This is a genomic window from Leclercia sp. 119287 (genome assembly GCF_009734485.1).
Taxonomy (GTDB): Bacteria; Pseudomonadota; Gammaproteobacteria; order Enterobacterales; family Enterobacteriaceae; genus Enterobacter; species Enterobacter adecarboxylatus_C.
The window spans coordinates 2,049,871-2,068,072 of record NZ_CP046445.1; the positions used below are offsets into that span (position 1 = coordinate 2,049,871).

At 57.5% G+C, this 18,202-nt stretch carries 17 protein-coding genes; 14 read left to right on the forward strand and 3 right to left on the reverse strand.

Features of this window, described 5'->3' with window-relative positions; translation table 11 throughout:
• Window positions 1-60: 60 nt before the first annotated feature.
• From GNG27_RS09905 to ves, 7 genes are all read left to right on the forward strand, one after another.
• The gene (locus GNG27_RS09905; RefSeq protein ID WP_156263567.1) at window positions 61-1,281 is read left to right on the forward strand and encodes an aspartate aminotransferase family protein; all 1,221 of its coding nucleotides are present in this window, start codon (window positions 61-63) and stop codon (window positions 1,279-1,281) included.
• The gene (astA, locus tag GNG27_RS09910) at window positions 1,278-2,312 is read left to right on the forward strand and encodes an arginine N-succinyltransferase (RefSeq protein ID WP_142489157.1); all 1,035 of its coding nucleotides are present in this window, start codon (window positions 1,278-1,280) and stop codon (window positions 2,310-2,312) included. Before GNG27_RS09905 ends, astA begins: the two co-directional genes overlap by 4 nt.
• Entirely contained in the window at window positions 2,309-3,796 is a 1,488-nt protein-coding gene (astD, locus tag GNG27_RS09915; RefSeq protein WP_156263568.1) for a succinylglutamate-semialdehyde dehydrogenase, read from the forward strand. The genes astA and astD overlap by 4 nt, the downstream gene beginning before the upstream one ends.
• On the forward strand, window positions 3,783-5,108 hold the full coding sequence (astB, locus tag GNG27_RS09920; protein WP_156263569.1) for an N-succinylarginine dihydrolase: 1,326 nt from the start codon (window positions 3,783-3,785) through the stop codon (window positions 5,106-5,108). Before astD ends, astB begins: the two co-directional genes overlap by 14 nt.
• Window positions 5,109-5,118: 10 nt before the next feature.
• The gene (astE, locus tag GNG27_RS09925; RefSeq protein WP_156263570.1) at window positions 5,119-6,084 is read left to right on the forward strand and encodes a succinylglutamate desuccinylase; all 966 of its coding nucleotides are present in this window, start codon (window positions 5,119-5,121) and stop codon (window positions 6,082-6,084) included.
• 337 nt (window positions 6,085-6,421) lie between these two features.
• Entirely contained in the window at window positions 6,422-6,910 is a 489-nt protein-coding gene (spy, locus tag GNG27_RS09930; protein ID WP_142489161.1) for an ATP-independent periplasmic protein-refolding chaperone Spy, read from the forward strand.
• A gap of 296 nt (window positions 6,911-7,206) precedes the next feature.
• Window positions 7,207-7,764 (forward strand): environmental stress-induced protein Ves, encoded by a 558-nt coding sequence (gene ves, locus GNG27_RS09935; protein ID WP_142489162.1) that lies wholly within the window; start codon window positions 7,207-7,209, stop codon window positions 7,762-7,764.
• On the opposite strand, the gene cho is transcribed toward ves, so the two are convergent.
• Window positions 7,733-8,620 carry an excinuclease Cho gene (gene cho, locus GNG27_RS09940; RefSeq protein WP_156263571.1) on the reverse strand — a complete coding sequence of 296 codons (888 nt, stop codon included), beginning with the start codon at window positions 8,618-8,620 and terminating at the stop codon, window positions 7,733-7,735. The genes ves and cho overlap by 32 nt on opposite strands.
• 85 nt (window positions 8,621-8,705) lie before the next feature.
• Complete coding sequence (nadE, locus tag GNG27_RS09945; RefSeq protein WP_156263572.1) at window positions 8,706-9,533, reverse strand: ammonia-dependent NAD(+) synthetase; 828 nt, start codon at window positions 9,531-9,533, stop codon at window positions 8,706-8,708.
• A 231-nt stretch (window positions 9,534-9,764) separates the two neighbouring features.
• On the opposite strand from nadE, the gene osmE reads away from it, so the two are divergent.
• The 7 genes from osmE to chbG all read left to right on the forward strand — a co-directional run bounded on the left by osmE (window position 9,765) and on the right by chbG (window position 15,616).
• A complete protein-coding gene (osmE, locus tag GNG27_RS09950) occupies window positions 9,765-10,106 on the forward strand; it encodes an osmotically-inducible lipoprotein OsmE (protein ID WP_106993615.1) in 342 nt (113 codons plus the stop codon).
• 273 nt (window positions 10,107-10,379) lie between these two features.
• On the forward strand, window positions 10,380-10,697 hold the full coding sequence (chbB, locus tag GNG27_RS09955; RefSeq protein ID WP_142489165.1) for a PTS N,N'-diacetylchitobiose transporter subunit IIB: 318 nt from the start codon (window positions 10,380-10,382) through the stop codon (window positions 10,695-10,697).
• An 84-nt stretch (window positions 10,698-10,781) separates the two neighbouring features.
• Complete coding sequence (gene chbC / locus GNG27_RS09960; RefSeq protein ID WP_156263573.1) at window positions 10,782-12,140, forward strand: PTS N,N'-diacetylchitobiose transporter subunit IIC; 1,359 nt, start codon at window positions 10,782-10,784, stop codon at window positions 12,138-12,140.
• 46 nt (window positions 12,141-12,186) lie between these two features.
• Window positions 12,187-12,540: a PTS N,N'-diacetylchitobiose transporter subunit IIA gene (gene chbA / locus GNG27_RS09965; RefSeq protein ID WP_142489167.1), complete on the forward strand. Its 354-nt coding sequence runs from the start codon at window positions 12,187-12,189 to the stop codon at window positions 12,538-12,540.
• A 28-nt stretch (window positions 12,541-12,568) separates the two neighbouring features.
• Entirely contained in the window at window positions 12,569-13,387 is an 819-nt protein-coding gene (gene chbR / locus GNG27_RS09970) for a transcriptional regulator ChbR (protein ID WP_156263574.1), read from the forward strand.
• 103 nt (window positions 13,388-13,490) lie between these two features.
• On the forward strand, window positions 13,491-14,846 hold the full coding sequence (locus GNG27_RS09975) for a 6-phospho-beta-glucosidase (protein WP_156263575.1): 1,356 nt from the start codon (window positions 13,491-13,493) through the stop codon (window positions 14,844-14,846).
• Window positions 14,847-14,857: 11 nt separating this feature from the next.
• Window positions 14,858-15,616 (forward strand): chitin disaccharide deacetylase, encoded by a 759-nt coding sequence (gene chbG, locus GNG27_RS09980; RefSeq protein WP_156263576.1) that lies wholly within the window; start codon window positions 14,858-14,860, stop codon window positions 15,614-15,616.
• 129 nt (window positions 15,617-15,745) lie between these two features.
• Here the strand turns inward: chbG and katE are convergent, their stop codons facing one another.
• On the reverse strand, window positions 15,746-18,004 hold the full coding sequence (gene katE / locus GNG27_RS09985) for a catalase HPII (RefSeq protein ID WP_156263577.1): 2,259 nt from the start codon (window positions 18,002-18,004) through the stop codon (window positions 15,746-15,748).
• Window positions 18,005-18,202: the final 198 nt, after the last annotated feature.

The window sequence follows — 18,202 nt, forward strand, 5'->3', positions numbered from 1 at the left end:
AGCGTAAACACTAAAATATTTAACATTTAATCAACCTTTTATTTACCGGATGAGGTCGCTATGTCTCTGTCAATTACGCGTGAAAACTTTGATGAATGGATGATGCCGGTTTACGCCCCGGCGGCTTTTATTCCGGTACGGGGAGAGGGCTCACGCCTGTGGGATCAGCAGGGCAAAGAGTATATCGACTTCGCCGGCGGCATTGCGGTTAACGCCCTGGGTCACGCCCATCCGGCGCTGCGACAGGCGCTGAATGACCAGGCGGCGAAGTTCTGGCATACCGGGAACGGGTACACCAACGAACCGGCGCTGCGCCTGGCGAAAAAACTGATCGACGCCACCTTCGCCGAAAAAGTGTTCTTCTGTAACTCCGGGGCCGAAGCTAACGAAGCGGCGCTGAAGCTGGCGCGTAAATATGCCCACGACAACTTTGGCAGCCAGAAAAGCGGCATCGTCGCTTTCAAAAATGCCTTCCACGGCCGCACCCTTTTTACCGTCAGCGCGGGCGGTCAGCCCTCTTATTCCCAGGACTTTGCGCCGCTGCCGCCGGATATCCGTCACGCGATCTATAACGATCTGCAATCCGCCAGCGAGCTGATCGACGACACCACCTGCGCGGTGATCGTCGAGCCGATGCAGGGCGAGGGCGGCGTGCTGCCTGGGGATAAAGCCTTCCTCCAGGGGCTGCGCGAGCTGTGCGATCGCCACAACGCGGTGCTGATTTTTGATGAAGTTCAGACCGGCGTCGGCCGCACCGGCGAGCTGTATGCCTATATGCATTACGGCGTCATCCCGGACGTGCTCTCCACCGCCAAGGCCCTCGGCGGCGGCTTCCCGGTGGGGGCAATGCTCACCACCGACAAATTCGCCCGGGTGATGACCGTCGGCACCCACGGCACCACCTACGGCGGTAACCCGCTGGCGTCGGCGGTGGCCGGTCAGGTGCTGGATATCATCAACACCCCGGAAGTGCTGACCGGCGTCAGGCAGCGTCATGAGTGGTTTGTCGAGCGCCTGCAGGCCATTAACGCCAAAACCGGCCTGTTCAAAGAAATCCGCGGTCTGGGGCTGCTGATTGGCTGCGTGCTCACGGAGGAGTTCGCCGGAAAAGCTAAACTTATTTCACAGGAAGCGGCAAAAGCGGGCGTGATGGTGTTGATCGCCGGGGCTAACGTGGTGCGCTTCGCGCCTGCGCTGATCGTCAGCGAGGAAGAAGTGCAGACCGGGTTAGATCGCTTCGCGCTGGCCTGTGAACGTGTGAAGTCCGGGGTGTCATCATGATGGTCATCCGTCCCATTGAGCGCGGTGATTTATCCGCCCTCATGCAGCTTGCCGGTAAGACAGGAGGCGGGTTGACCTCGCTTCCCGTTGATGAAAATACCCTCTCGGCGCGCATTGAGCGCTCGCTGGAGACCTGGCAAGGGACGCTGCCGAAAGGCGAACAGGGCTACGTGTTTGTGCTGGAGGATACCGACAGCGGCACCGTGGCCGGAATCTGCGCCATTGAGGTGGCGGTGGGTCTGAACGATCCCTGGTACAACTACCGTGTCGGCACCCTGGTGCACGCTTCGAAAGAGCTGAACGTCTACAACGCGCTGCCGACGCTGTTCCTCAGCAACGATCACACCGGCAGCAGCGAGCTGTGCACGCTGTTTCTCGATCCGGAATGGCGCAAGGAGGGCAACGGTTATCTGCTCTCCAAATCGCGCTTTCTCTTTATGGCCGCCTTCCGCGACCGCTTTAACGAAAAAGTGGTGGCCGAGATGCGCGGCGTGATCGACGAAACCGGCTTCTCGCCGTTCTGGCAAAGCCTGGGGGAGCGCTTCTTCTCGATGGAGTTCAGCAAGGCCGACTATCTGTGCGGTACCGGGCAGAAAGCCTTTATTGCCGAGCTGATGCCAAAACATCCTATCTATACCTATTTCCTCAGCCCTGAAGCGCAGGCCGTGATTGGCCAGGTGCATCCGCAAACCGCCCCGGCGCGCGCGGTACTGGAGAAAGAAGGGTTCCGCTACCGTAACTATGTCGACATCTTTGACGGCGGCCCGACGCTGGAGTGCGACATCGACCGGGTGCGGGCGATCCGTAAAAGCCGTCTGGTAGAGGTGGCCGAAGGCCAGCCTGCGCCGGGCGAGTGGCCCGCCTGCCTGGTGGCCAATGAACAATATGACCAGTTCCGCGCCACGTTGATCCGCGTGGATCCTGACTGTGAACGTCTGGTGCTGACCCCAGCCCAGCTGGATGCCCTGAAATGCCGCGCCGGCGATCGTATTCGCATGGTGCGCCTGTGCCCCGAGGAGAAAACAGCATGAACTTATGGATTAACGGCGACTGGGTGACCGGCGAAGGTGAACCACGCACCAAACACAATCCGGTAGGTCAGGAGGTGTTATGGCAGGGGGCGGACGCCAGCGCCGCGCAGGTTGAGCAGGCGTGCCGTGCGGCGCGCGCCGCCTTCCCGGGCTGGGCGAGGCTGCCGTTCAGCGCCCGTCAGGCTATCGTTGAGAAATTTGCCGCCCTGCTGGAGGCCAACAAACAGGAGCTGACCCGCATCATTGCCAGCGAAACCGGCAAACCGCGCTGGGAAGCGGCGACCGAAATCACCGCGATGATCAACAAAATCGCCATTTCGGTGAAGGCCTACCACACCCGCACCGGCGAGCAGCGTACCGAGATGGCCGACGGCGCCGCCACCCTGCGCCACCGCCCGCACGGCGTGCTGGCGGTGTTCGGCCCCTATAACTTCCCCGGCCATCTGCCGAACGGCCATATCGTGCCCGCGCTGCTGGCGGGTAACGCTGTGATCTTCAAGCCGAGCGAGCTGACGCCGTGGAGCGGGGAGGCGGTCGTCAAACTGTGGGAGCAGGCCGGGCTGCCGCCGGGCGTGCTCAATCTGGTACAGGGCGGGCGCGAAACCGGCCAGGCGCTGAGTGCGCTGCGCGACATTGACGGGCTGCTGTTTACCGGCAGCGCCGGCACCGGCTACCAGCTGCACCGCCAGCTGGCTGGACAGCCGGAAAAAATTCTGGCCCTCGAGATGGGCGGCAACAATGCCCTGATCGTCGACGATCCGGCTGACATCGACGCCGCGGTTCATCTGACCATCCATTCGGCCTTTATCACCGCCGGACAGCGCTGCACCTGCGCCCGTCGTCTGCTGGTAAAAAGCGGTGCCGAGGGTGACGCCTTCCTCGCCCGTCTGGTGGAGGTGAGTGCACATCTGCTGCCGGGCGAGTGGGATGCCAGCGACCAGCCTTTTATCGGCGGGCTGATCTCCGAACAGGCGGCGAAAAACGTCTATCACGTCTGGCGGGAACATGTCGCCCGTGGCGGCCAGTCGCTACTGGATCCGCGTCTGGTGAAGGCGGGCACCTCTTTATTGACGCCGGGCATTGTTGAGATGACCGGGGTGCGCGATGTACCGGACGAAGAGGTCTTCGGTCCGCTGCTCTGCGTCTGGCGCTATGACGATTTCGACCAGGCCATCGCGATGGCTAACACCACGCGCTACGGCCTGTCGTGCGGGCTGATCTCCCCGGATCGCGAGAAGTTCGACCAGCTGCTGCTGGAGGCTCGCGCCGGGATCGTTAACTGGAACAAACCGCTCACCGGCGCGGCCAGTACTGCGCCCTTTGGCGGCGTAGGGGCCTCCGGCAACCACCGCGCCAGCGCCTGGTATGCGGCGGATTACTGTGCCTGGCCGATGGCGAGCCTCGAAACTCCGGCCATTGTCCTGCCGGAGCAGCTGAGTCCGGGCCTCGATTTTACTCGGGAGAAGCGCCATGAAAGCGCGTGAAGTTAACTTTGACGGGCTGGTAGGCCTGACCCACCATTATGCCGGGCTGTCGTTCGGCAATGAGGCCTCCACGAAACACCGTTTTCAGATCTCCAACCCGCAACTGGCGGCAAAGCAGGGGCTGTTAAAGATGAAGGCGCTGGCGGATGCGGGCTTTCCCCAGGCGGTGATCCCGCCTCAGGAGCGGCCTAACGTCGGCGTACTGCGCCAGCTCGGTTTTACCGGCACCGATGAACAGGTGGTGGAGAAGGCAGGCACTCAGATGCCACAGCTGCTATCCGCTGCCAGTTCGGCCTCCTCGATGTGGGTAGCCAATGCCGCGACCGTGGCGCCGTCGGCGGACACTCTCGACGGCAAAGTGCATCTGACGGTGGCTAACCTCAACAACAAATTCCACCGCGCCAGCGAAGCCGGCACCACCGAAAAGGTGCTGCGCGCTCTTTTTCGCGATGAATCCCGTTTCAGCGTTCATACGGCGCTGCCGCAGGTGGCGATGTTCGGTGACGAAGGGGCGGCCAACCATAACCGCCTCGGCGGCGACTACGGCGAGCCGGGCCTGCAGCTGTTTGTTTACGGTCGGGAAGAGGGGGGCAATGAGGCACCGGCCCGCTACCCGGCACGCCAGACCCTGGCCGCAAGCCAGGCGGTTGCCCGGCTAAACCAGGTTAACCCCGGGCAGCTGATGTTTGCCCAGCAAAACCCGCAGGTGATTGACCAGGGGGTGTTCCATAACGACGTGATTGCCGTATCGAACCGCCAGGTGCTGTTCTGCCATGAGCAGGCGTTTGTGCATCAGGCCGCGCTGCTGGAGGCCCTGCGCGAGCGGGTGCCCGGCTTTATGCCCATCGAAGTGCCGACTGAGGCGGTCTCGGTGCAGGACGCGGTCGCGACCTATCTGTTTAACAGCCAGCTGTTGAGCCGGGACGACGGTAGCATGATGCTGGTCCTGCCGCAGGAGTCGCAGGATCACCCGGGCGTCTGGCGTTATCTGAGTGGTCTGGTGGCGGAGGATAACCCTATCAGCGAGCTGCGGGTATTCGATCTGCGCGAGAGCATGGCTAACGGCGGTGGCCCGGCCTGTCTGCGCCTGCGCGTGGTACTGACTCCCGAGGAGCAGCGGGCGGTCAACCCGGCGGTAATGATGAACGAGACCCTGTTCAATACCCTCAATGACTGGGTGGACCGCTACTACCGCGATCGCCTGACCCTGGCTGACCTGGTGGATCCGCAGCTGCTGCGCGAAGGGCGCGAGGCGCTGGATGCTCTGACCCAAATTTTGCAGCTCGGGTCTGTCTACCCGTTCCAGCAATAAAGGAGGCGTGATGGACAACTTTCTGGCGCTGACGATGGCCGATGAAATGCCTCCCCACCACGAAGGCAGAGGGGCATCGTTTCACTGGCGCTGGCTGGCACGCGGGGTGTTGGAGCTGACGCCGGAGGTCGCAAGCACGCGCTCCCTGGTGCTCTCGGCCGGGATCCACGGCAATGAAACCGCACCGGTGGAAATTGTCGACCTGCTGGTGCGGGCGCTGTTTCGCGGCGAACTGACGCTGCGCTGCCGCCTGCTGGTCATCTACGGTAACCCTCCGGCGCTGAGGGCCGGCAAGCGCTATCTCACCTGCGATATCAATCGTCTGTTCAGCGGGCGCGGGGCGCAGTTTCCGGCCTGCGACGAGACCGCGCGGGCGCCCCTGCTGGAGGAGTTGGTGACAGGGTTTTACCAGCAGGCGGGGGACGATCGCTGGCATCTGGATCTGCATACTGCCATCCGCGCCTCTTATCATGAGCGTTTTGGCGTGCTGCCCCAGCGCAGTCAACCCTGGGATGAAGCCTTTATTCAGTGGCTTGGAGATGCCGGGCTGGAGGCGTTGGTCTTTCATCAGGCGCCGGGCGGCACCTTCACCCATTTCAGCTGCGAACGTTTTGGTGCCCTGGCCTGTACCCTGGAGCTGGGCAAGGCGCTGCCGTTCGGCCATAACGATCTGACTCGCTTTGCCACTACCCATCAGGCGCTGTATGCCTTGCTGAGTGGCGAGGCGCCAGGGCAGCATGCTGATCCTGTCCAGCAGTACCGGGTGGTGCAGCAGATCACCCGCCGCAGCGAAGCTTTTGTGCTGCACATGGCGGCGCATACCCTGAACTTTACCCCGTTCCGCCAGGGCAGTTTGCTGGCAGAGGATGGCGAGGAACGCTATGAAGTACACCACCCGACGGAGTATGTTCTGTTCCCGAATCCTGCCGTGGCCTTCGGTTTACGAGCCGGGCTGATGCTGGAAAAAATAACCTGAAACCCTCCGGCCCCATCAGCATAACACGGTGGGGTTGTTTATTTTCCCAGCCATTTCATTTGGCTGCCGTTTTATTACAGATTATTCCTGGCTGTTTGCTTTATTATTAATCTTTCTCCCGGTATACTCCTTCACAATCTCTTTAAAATCATTCAGATGAATATTTTTGTTTCAACTCTCCACGCTTTATCCTTATTTCCTCCATATTTGGCGATAATTTGTTTTTTACACTTTCATTGTTTTACCCTTGCTCTGATTAATTGACGATAAACCCCGTAAAGTGAATCTCGTCAACACGGCATAGCGCCGAAGAATAACTGAAAGGAAGGACAAAATTATGCGTAAATTAACTGCACTGTTTGTTGCCTCTACCCTGGCTCTGGGCGCTACCAGCGCGGCGTTCGCCGCAGATACCGCCACCACGACGGCAGCACCGACCGAAAGCAAAATGATGCATCACAAAGGTAAGCCGGGTATGCATCACGACATGATGTTTAAAGACCTGAACCTGACGGATGCGCAGAAAACGCAGATCCGCGACATCATGAAAAGCCAGCGTGACCAGATGAAACGTCCGCCGGTAGAAGAGCGCCGCGCAATGCATGACATCATTGCCAGCGACAGCTTCGATAAAGCGAAAGCCCAGGCGCAGGTCGATAAGATGGCCGAGCAGAACAAAGCCCGCATGCTGGCGCATATGGAAACCCAGAACAAGATTTACAACATCCTGACCCCGGAACAGAAAAAACAGTTCGATGCGAATTTTGAGAAGCGTCTGACAGAACGTTCCGCGCCGGAAGGTAAAATGACCCCACCAGCCGAATAATCGGTTCAGCCATTCAAGACCGCCGGAGTCCTGTTCACCCAAGCGAATACGCTGTGGACAGGTCCGGCGGTTTTTTCTTTTCTCCCCTCTTGCCAGCCGCCGCCATCCCGGTATTCTCCTGTTATCGCTTTGCAGAATGTGATTGAAATTTCTGGCGTTACGGATTTTTTCGTCGTCATGCTAAGGCCGTTGTGCACATCTGCCGATACTACCCAGTGATGACCTAACGATAACAATCAAAATGCGACCGCCCTGCGCGGGTTGCTCTGGCGCGTATTGCGCCATTCGGAGTGGTGATGGAATTCTTTGATATCCGCAAAATGCCGATCAGCCTCTGGCGCAACGGGGCCGGTGAGACGCGCGAAATATGTTGTTTTCCCCCCGCAACCCGGGAATTTAACTGGCGTGCCAGTATTGCCTCTCTGGCCAGTAACGGTGACTTTTCCGTATCACCCGGCGTCGATCGGGTGATCACCCTGCTGGAGGGGGGGGAGGTCCATCTGGATGGCGGAAAGGCTTTTACTCACACACTGCAGCGTCATCAGCCCTTCAGCTTTGCCGGCGACCTGCCGGTAAAGGCGCAGCTGCTGGAAGGACAGATGTCGATGGATTTCAATATTATGACCCGCCGGGATCGCTGCCGGGCAAAGGTGCGCGTGGCGGACCGCACCTTCACCACCTTTGCCTCACGCGGCGGGGTGGTGTTTGTGCTGAGCGGCGCCTGGCAGCTGGGGGAGAAGCTGCTCACCGCCGATCAGGGCGCATGGTGGCATGAGGGCGACCATACGCTGCGGCTGCTGAAGGAAGAGGGAACCCTGCTGTTCAGCGAGATTTTCTGGCTTCCGGGACACTGAGCGGAATGATCTCGTAGTTGCCGGTCAGCAAGGGCTTGCAGAGAATTTTATACCCATCCTGATCGAAACCGGCGGGCGTGCGCAGCAGGTCCGCCGCCTCGTCCAGACTGTCGACCGCTCCCAGCCAGAGCCAGTTATGGATGATATGGTAGTGGGTCATGTCCGGGCGCGACTCTTTCAGCGCCACGGCGCTGTCCCACGGCCAGCAGGTGACGCCTATCGCCTGCAATCCCTCGACTAAACGCTGCTGATGATCCTCAACGCTCTCTTTCCCGCAGCACGCGCCCGCGCAGCGCTTCAGAGCGGAACGGAAGCAGGCCCGCCCGCGGCTTAGCGACTCCAGCCCCAGCAGGCCGTAACAGAGCTGGCGATCATCGGCCAGCGTCTGCAGGGTTTGCAGCGCCGCACGGCGGTTGGCGAAGAGGCCAAACAGATTCGGCGTGTGTGAAAAATCGACCTCGCGGGCGTACACGATCTGCGGTTTACCCTCGGTGATTTGCAGGGAGCAGAGCTGGCGATTGCGGCGCAGCCGTTTATTGAACAGCGGTTGTTGCTCCTTAATCAAGCGCGCCTCAAGCAGCAGAGCGCCCAGCTCACCCGCGGTCTGGATCCAGGTGATACGTCGAGACTGGCGCAGCATGGCGGCCTCGTCCGGGGTACGCAGATGTGACAGCACCCGGCTGCGAATATTTACGCTTTTACCGATATAAAGGGGCATGGCGTCGCTGTCGCCATGGAAGAAGTAGACGCCAGGCTGCTTGGGCAGTGCCTCAAGCCACGGGCGCAGATGTTCGGGATATTCATAGATAGCTGCCGCTTCGAATTCAAGCCGCGGTGCCGATTGACGCCTGCTCACAACTTACTCCTGATACTGTTCAGGCATACAGTGTAGCAGCTGTGGTGTGGTTAAAAAAGAGGCGGCAGATGCCGCCCCGTCATAATTATTGTTTCCAGAAGTCGTCGAATACCGTGATCGGCGGGCGACGTTTGTGTTCGGTCTTCAGATACCAGCCTTCAATAATGCGGGCGGTGCCTTCATCCAGCGTCTTGCCTTCCAGATAATCGTCAATGTTTTCATAGGTCACGCCCAGCGCGGCTTCATCCGGCAGGGAAGGGCGATCGTCTTCCAGATCCGCGGTAGGGGCTTTTTTGTAAAGATGCTCCGGGCAGCCCAGCGCGGCCAGCAGCTGTTTGCCCTGGCGCTTGTTGAGACGGAACAGCGGGTTAATGTCGGTGCCGCCGTCGCCATATTTGGTGAAGAAACCGGTCAGCGCTTCGGCCGCATGGTCAGTGCCCACCACCACGCCGCTGGTCATCCCGGCGATGCTGTACTGGGCTTTCATGCGCTCGCGGGCCTTTTCATTGCCGCGCACGAAGTCGCTCAGCTCAATACCCGCGTCGCGCAATGCCTTTTCGCTGGCCAGCACCGCTTCTTTAATGTTTACGGTCAGGACGCGATCCGCCTGAATGAATTCGAGGGCATCCTGGCAATCCTGCTCGTCAAACTGCACGCCGAAGGGCAGGCGCACCGCGATAAACTGCAGGGATTCATTACCCGTTTCGGCGCGCAGTTCGCTGATCGCCATCTGGGCGAGCTTCCCGGCGAGGGTGGAGTCCTGACCGCCGCTGATGCCCAGCACCAGCGTCTTCAGAAACGGGAAGCGTGTTAAATAGGATTTCAAAAAATCGACGCTACGGCGGATCTCTTCTTCCGCATTGATGGTGGCTTTGGCACCCAGCGCCTGGATAATTTCTTGTTGCAGAGCCATTTAGCCCCTCCGTTACACAAATTTGCCTGATGAATGTTCTGTTAAAGCTAACTCGTCATGCGGAAAACGACAAGGATCACACATTTGAATTGGGCGAACCAGGCCGATTTAGCAGCTTATGCGTGCTTTACAGGAATTTTCCGAAAAAACTTTGCCGTCACGCTTAAGGTTGAAAAATGTGATTTTCTATTCCAGGCTTACATAACACGCTGATAAACAAGAGGACGGAATATGAACAAGAATTTAGCAGGAATGTTAGGCGCAGCGGCTGTAATGACTTTGCTGGCAGGGTGTACCGCGTATGACCGTACGACGGACCAGTTTAAAGAGCCCGTCGTAAAAGACGTTAAAAAAGGGATGAGCCGTGCACAGGTACAGCAGCTTGCCGGTAAGCCGTCATCAGAAGTGACGATGATCCACGCCCGCGGTACCTGCCAGACCTACATCCTGGGTCAACGTGATGGTAAAACAGAAACTTACTTTGTGGCCCTCGACGATACTGGCCACGTGATTAACTCCGGCTACCAGACCTGTGCGGAATACGATACCGATCCGCAGGCACCTAAGGCCTGATAACGCCTTTTCCTGAGCAAAGAGACAAACCGGCCGCATGGCCGGTTTTTTTACGTCTCTACACATCTTAATTCTCACCGCGAATTATTTACCTAAAATGTGAAGGTGGTCATAACGACAGGTCAAGGAGAGACAATTGTAGTCTCTTTCGAATTATCCCTGGGAAATCAGTTGCCGTATACTCCATCCATCAGATACGCCAGCGAGGGAATCCGGTCGGTCAAGGCGGGGATATCGCGGCGAAAGCGGTGAGCATATAAGAGGGAAATTGCTATGGAAAAGAAACATATCTATCTGTTTTGCTCGGCGGGCATGTCAACGTCACTGCTGGTGTCAAAGATGCGCGCGCAGGCAGAGAAGTACGAAGTACCGGTTGTGATTGAAGCCTTCCCGGAAACGCTGGCAGGCGAGAAAGGGACCCAGGCGGATGTGGTGCTGTTAGGGCCGCAAATTGCCTATATGTTGCCGGAGATTCAACGTCTGTTACCGAATAAACCGGTTGAAGTGATCGACTCTGCGCTGTACGGCAAAGTGGATGGTTTGGGTGTTCTTAAAGCTGCTGTAGCAGCGATTAAAAAAGCTGCTAATTAATTTAATTTTTTATTTTTCCCGTCAAAGAGCAATTTCACACACACTTACGCCGCAATATTATTGCGGCATTTAAGGGCATTTTCTATGAGTAGATTTATTGCTGCGCTTGAAAAGGTACTCCTTCCTTTTGCAGTTAAAATAGGAAAGCAACCGCATGTCAACGCCATTAAAAACGGCTTTATTAAAGTAATGCCGTTAACCCTGGCCGGGGCCATGTTCGTTTTAATTAACAACGTTTTTCTTAGCTTCGGTGATGGTTCATTTTTCTATTCATTAGGTGTTCGTTTAGATCCCTCAACTATTGAAACGTTAAATGGTTTCAAGGCCATCGGCGGCAATGTGTACAACGGTACGCTGGGTATTATGTCGCTGATGGCGCCTTTCTTTATTGGGATGGCGTTGGCAGAAGAGCGTAAAGTCGACTCGCTGGCCGCCGGTTTATTATCCGTCGCTGCCTTTATGACCGTGACCCCATACAGCGTCGGTGAAGCGTACGCGGTAGGGGCCAACTGGCTGGGCGGGGCAAACATCATTTCCGGTATCGTGATCGGCCTGGTCGTGGCGGAAATGTTTACCTTTATTATTCGTCGCAACTGGGTGATTCGTTTACCTGACAGCGTGCCGGCGTCGGTGTCCCGCTCCTTCTCGGCGCTGATCCCAGGCTTTATTATTCTCTCCATCATGGGGACCATCGCCTGGGCGCTCTCTCACTGGGGCACCAACTTCCACCAGATCATTATGGATACCATCTCCACACCGCTGGCCTCTATGGGTGGTGTCGTGGGCTGGGCTTACGTGATTTTCACCTCCCTGCTGTGGTTCTTCGGTGTTCACGGCTCTCTGGCGCTGGCTGCGCTGGACAGCGGCATCATGACCCCATGGGCGCTGGAAAACGTGGCGCTTTATCAGCAGTACGGCTCCGTTGATGCGGCGCTGGCGGCGGGTAAAACCTTCCACGTGTGGGCCAAACCGATGCTCGACTCCTATATCTTCCTGGGCGGTACCGGGGCGACGCTGGGCTTGATTATCGCGGTCTTTATCACCTCCCGTCGTGCGGATCACCGTCAGGTGGCGAAGCTGGCACTGCCATCAGGCATCTTCCAGATTAACGAGCCTATCCTCTTCGGTCTGCCGATTATTATGAACCCGGTGATGTTCATTCCGTTCATCCTGGTGCAACCGCTGCTGGCCGGCATAACTCTGACTGCCTACTACCTGGGGATAATCCCGCCGGTAACCAACATTGCGCCATGGACTATGCCAGCGGGCCTGGGTGCCTTCTTTAACACCAACGGCAGCGTAGCGGCCTTCCTGCTGGCGATATTTAACCTTGGTGTGGCAACCCTGCTCTACATGCCGTTCGTCGCCATCGCCAATAAGGCTCAGACCACCATTGATGAAGAAGAGAGCGAAGAAGAGATCGCCCTCGCACTGAAATTCTGATGTCGTATGACGCGGGGCAACCCGCGTCAGTACAGGAGAACCCGAGATGTTTGATTTAGAAAATGTTGTTGCAGAAGCAGAAGAAGTAGCAGAGAACGACCTTGAAGAAGTAGTGATGGGGCTTATCATCAACTCTGGTCAGGCGCGTAGCCTGGCGTACGGCGCACTGAAAAAAGCCAAGCAGGGTGATTTCGATACCGCCAAAGAGATGATGGCCCAGTCCCGCACCGCGCTGAATGAAGCGCACCTGGTGCAAACAAAACTGATCGAAAGCGATCAGGGTGAAGGTAAGATGAAGGTCAGCCTGGTGCTGGTACATGCCCAGGACCATTTGATGACCTCCATGCTGGCACGTGAGCTGGTGGCGGAACTCATCGAACTTCACGAGAAAATGCAGTAAGTCAGACTGATAGCAGGAGGTCAGCGCAATGGAAATCACTACCGCCCGGGAACAGCAGCTGTTCAATGGTAAAAATTTTCATGTGTTTATCTACAACAAGGTGGAGAGCATCAGCGGTCTGCATCAGCATGACTACTATGAATTCACCATTGTGCTGACCGGCCGCTATTTCCAGGAGATCAACGGCAAGCGGGTGCTGCTGGAGCGTGGGGACTTCGTCTTTATCCCGATGGGGTCCCACCATCAGAGCTTTTACGACTTTGGCGCCACGCGTATTCTTAACGTCGGCATCAGTAAACGCTTCTTCGAAACTCACTATTCGCCGCTGCTGCCGTTCTGCTTTGTCGCTTCGCAGGTTTATCATGTAAAAAGTGAATTCCTGAACTGGATCGACACCGTTATTGCCTCGCTTAACTTTCGTGACAATGAGTTCGATGAATTCATTGAAACGGTGACCTTCTATGTCGTCAACCGCTTACGCCACTATCGCGAAGAGCAGCAGGCGACGGACGATATCCCACAATGGCTGCGCACCACCGTAGAAATGATGCACGATAAACTGCGCTTTGGTGAAAATGCGCTGGAGAATATGGTGGCGCTGTCAGGTAAATCACAAGAATATCTGACCCGGGCGACCCAGCGTTATTATCAGAAAACCCCGGTGCAGATTATTAATGAAATACGGATCAATTTCGCCAGAAAACAGCTGGAGATCACCAATTATTCGGTGACGGATATTGCTTACGAATCCGGTTACAGCAGTCCGAGTCTGTTTATTAAGACCTTTAAGAAATTGACCTCATTTACACCTAACAGCTACCGGAAAAACCTCACCATTATTAATTAACGTCCGGCGGGATCGCCGCCGGAAATATCGACTTCAAAACTTGCCCAAATATATGGGACGGGATCGCTATACTTAAATGGCGCATCTCCCTGGGAGAAATATTATGCAAAAGAAACTAAAAGTAGTGACCATCGGCGGCGGAAGCAGCTACACCCCGGAATTACTGGAAGGGTTCCTCAAGCGTTATCATGAACTGCCGTTCAGCGAACTGTGGCTGGTGGACGTGGCTGAAGGCCAGGAGAAGCTCGATATTATTTTTGACCTGTGCCAGCGCATGGTGAAAAAAGCGGGCGTACCGATGACCGTGCATAAAACACTCGACCGTCGCCAGGCGCTGAAAGACGCTGATTTCGTCACCACCCAGCTGCGCGTCGGCCAGCTGAAGGCGCGCGAGCTGGATGAGCGTATCCCGCTGAGCTACGGCTATCTGGGTCAGGAAACCAACGGTGCCGGCGGTCTGTTCAAAGGGCTGCGTACCATTCCGGTGGTTTTCGACATCATTAAAGACGTGCAGGAGATCTGCCCGCAGGCGTGGGTGATCAACTTTACCAACCCGGCCGGGATGGTAACCGAAGCGGTCTACCGCCACACCGATTTCAAACGCTTCATTGGGGTCTGTAATATCCCTATCGGCATGAAGATGTTTATCCGCGATGTGCTGGCGTTGACCGACAGCGACGAACTCTCCATCGACCTGTTCGGCCTGAACCACATGGTCTTTATCAAAGATGTGCTGGTCAACGGCGAGTCACGCTTTGCCGAACTGCTGGACGGCGTGGCATCTGGCACCCTGAAAGCCAGCTCGGTGAAAAATATCTTCGACCTGCCGTTCAGCGAAGGACTGATTCGCTCGCTCAATCTGCTGCCGTGCTCCTATCTGCTCTACTACTTCAAGCTGAAAGAGATGCTGGCCATTGAGATGGGCGAATACTACAAAGGCGGCGCCCGGGCGCAGGTGGTGCAGAAGGTAGAAAAACAGCTCTTCGACCTGTACAAGGATCCGGATCTGAACGTAAAGCCAAAAGAGCTGGAGCAGCGCGGTGGGGCTTACTACTCCGATGCGGCCTGCGAAGTGATCAACGCCATCTACAACGACAAGCAGGCGGAGCACTACGTCAACGTGCCGCACCACGGCCACATTGATAATATCCCGGCAGACTGGGCGGTGGAGATGACCTGCATCCTCGGCCGCGATGGCGCGAAACCGCATCCGCGTCTGACCCATTTCGATGACAAGGTGATGGGGCTGATCCACACCATCAAGGGCTTTGAAGTCGCAGCAAGCCAGGCGGCGATCAGCGGCGAGCTGAATGATGTGCTGCTGGCTCTGAACCTGAGCCCGCTGGTCCAGTCCGATCGCGATGCCGAGAAGCTGGCGCGCGACCTGATTCTGGCCCATGAAAAATGGCTGCCGAACTTTGCCGGCGCTATTGATAAACTGAAAAGCGAGCAGCACTAAGAGGGATCGCTATGGAATATCTGCTGATCGTCAATGCCGATGATTTTGGCCTCTCAAAAGGACAAAACTATGGCATCGTGGAAGCCTGTCGGCACGGCGTGGTGACTTCAACCACCGCGATGGTCAACGGCGATGCGATTGAGCACGCCGCTGAACTCAGTCGGGCGCTGCCGGAACTGGGTGTCGGGATGCACTTTGTTCTGACTCTCGGCATGCCGCTGACGCCGATGCCAGGGCTGACCCGCGAGGGGCAACTGGGGAAATGGATCTGGGAGATGGCGGAGCAGGGGACGTTGCCGCTGGAGGAGATTGCCCGCGAGCTGGACTGTCAGTTCAATCGCTTTGTCGATCTCTTCGGCCGCGAGCCGACCCATATCGACAGCCATCACCATGTGCATATGATCCCGGCCATCTTCCCGCTGGTGGCCGAGTTTGCCCGCCGCAAAGGAGTGGCGCTGCGTGTGGATCGTCAGGTTGAAGGGCTTGGGGAGCTGAGTGCCGAACTGCCGCCGACCACCGACGGTTTCAGTAGCGCATTTTATGGCGATGAAATCAGTGAGGCGCTGTTCTTAAGCGTGCTGGATCATTCCGTGCAGCAGGGCGAACGCTCGCTGGAGGTGATGGCGCACCCGGCCTTTATTGATAACACCATTCGTAAAAGCGCCTACTGCTGGCCGCGCCTGACGGAGCTGGATGTGCTGACCTCGACGTCGCTGAAATACGCAATTGCCGAGCGCGGGTATCGTCTGGGGACGTTCAGGGATCTGTGAGGAAATGCCGGGTGGCGGCTTCGCCTGACCCGGCCTATAAATTCAATGGAACCTTGCGCCGGGTTTTATCCGGTTAGCAAATTACACGGAACCGTAGGCCGGGTAAGCGCAAGCGCCACCCGGCTTTTTTTACGCCGGTATGCTGGCGATTTTACTGCGACGCGACCAGACCCGGTGCGCCGCCATCTGCAACACCAGCTCATCCATAAACGCGCCTGCCGCTGTATCGCCTTCGATAATCCCTTCTTCGCCCTGATCCGCCACCTTCAGCAGCGGTTTGAACTGCCGCGCATCTCCCGCAAGCGCAATCGGCTTGAGGTGCTTGTAGGCTTCCAGCAGATAATAGGCGGCATCCCCGTTATTGAGCAGGCTCTGGATATCGCCGCAGGGCACCACCACCGCATCAACGGTCAGCGACGGGGATCCGGCAAAGGTCGCCGCCACCGGTAGCACCGAGCCGTCATCAGCGGTTACTTCACCCATTCGCGAGTAGAGCAGCTTCGCGTGAACGCCTTTGGCCTTCAGCGCCCTCAGTACCGCCAGTACGTCGTTGGCTCGCGGGGTATCGTTGAGCAGTATCGCCACCACGCGGCCTTTGATATCGCCACCGGGAACGGCATACAGGCTGAGGGACGGATCTTTTTTGACACCGCTGACATCCTGCGGTGGAGCCAGATTACGTTGCTCCTCGGTAAGGGTAAGCCCCAGATTCTCAGCCACACCCTGGGCCAGGGTGATATCAATGCGCGCCAGCTGATCGACCACCCGCTCGCGGATATAGGTCCGCACCACTTTGCTCAGCTCAAAGCTGAAGGCACCGATGATATGCTCCTGCTCGACAGGTGTCTGGCTCTGCCAGAACAGGCGCGGATGGGCGTAATACTCCGCGAAAGAGGGGCTGCGTTCGCGGATTTTACTGCCTTCCACACGCTCCTGATAAGACTCAAACCCACCGCGTTTTGGCCCAGGCGGGGTCTCGCGCGGCCAGTTATCGTTGATCGAGTTCGGTTCGTAGTTGGCCGGGTTGGTGTCGATCTCCATCCGGTGCATGCCGTCACGCTGGAAGTTATGGTACGGACAGGTTGGCTTGTTGATGGGGATCTCGTGGAAGTTCGGCCCACCCAGACGGCTGATTTGCGTATCGGTGTAGGAGAACAGACGGCCCTGCAACAGCGGGTCGTTGGTAAAGTCCAGCCCGGGGACGATGTGCCCAGGGTGGAAGGCGGCCTGTTCGTTCTCGGCAAAAAAGTTGTCCGGGTTGCGGTTGAGCACCATTTTGCCCACCAGCTGAACCGGCACCAGCTCCTCGGGGATCAGCTTGGTTGGGTCGAGAAGGTCAAAATCAAATTTAAACTCGTCCTCTTCCGGGATCAGCTGGAAGCCGAGCTCATATTCCGGGAAGTCGCCCGCTTCGATGGCTTCCCAGAGATCGCGGCGATGGAAGTCCGGATCGCGCCCGGTGAGCTTCTGCGCCTCATCCCACACCAGCGAGGCTTTGCCGGCCACCGGCTTCCAGTGGAAGCGCACAAAGGTGGCTTTGCCTTCGGCATTGATCAGCCGGAAGGTGTGGATGCCAAACCCCTCCATGGTGCGGTAGCTGCGGGGGATGCCGCGGTCGGACATCGCCCACATCACGTTATGCAGGGTTTCAGGCTGCAATGAAACGTAGTCCCAGAAGGTGTCGTGCGCGCTCTGGCCCTGCGGGATTGCCCAGTGAGGCTCCGGCTTCACCGCGTGGACAAAATCGGGGAACTTGTGGGCGTCCTGAATAAAGAAGATCGGCGTGTTGTTGCCCACCAGGTCAAAAATGCCCTCTTCGGTATAAAACTTAGTGGCGAAGCCGCGAATGTCCCGCACCGTGTCGGCGGAGCCTGCGCCACCCTGCACCGTGGAGAAGCGGACAAACACCGGGGTGATCTTATCCGGGTCAGAGAGGAAGGCGGCTTTGGTGATGTCGCTCAGGTTTTTGTAAGGCTGGAAATAGCCGTGCGCGGCCGAGCCGCGGGCGTGGACAATACGCTCCGGGATACGCTCATGGTCGAAATGGGTGATCTTCTCCCGCAGGATGAAATCTTCCAGCAGGGTCGGGCCGCGCGTCCCGGCACGCAGCGAGTTCTGATCGTCAGCGATGCGTACACCCTGGTTGGTGGTGAGCGGGAAGTTTTCGCCGCCTTTACGCACCGCATCCAGCGCGTTCAGTTTTTCATTGCCGGTGTCCGGTGCTTTCAGGCTGCCGGGCGCGGTAGGTTCCTGGCCCGGCGGAGTAGGGACCGGACTGGCGCGGTGGGAACCATCCTCTGGGGCCAGGGAGTCCAGGCCGGGTTTCGCTTCATTTTCATCATGCACCGGGGATTGCTGCGGGTGGTGGGTCTTATCATTTTGCGACATTGCACTCGTCTCCTGTTTTCATTGCTGAAACGCGGTCGTCTTTGCGTCAAAACTCATTAACTATAGAACAATGCCGACGGTGAGCCGGGTGAAAACCCGATTTCTGGCTACCACTTACGCTTGATGTGCCACGTGGGGCGCGACGCAGGAAGGGCAATCAGCTATCATAGGAATTTACTGATTTTTGAGTTTGCTTTA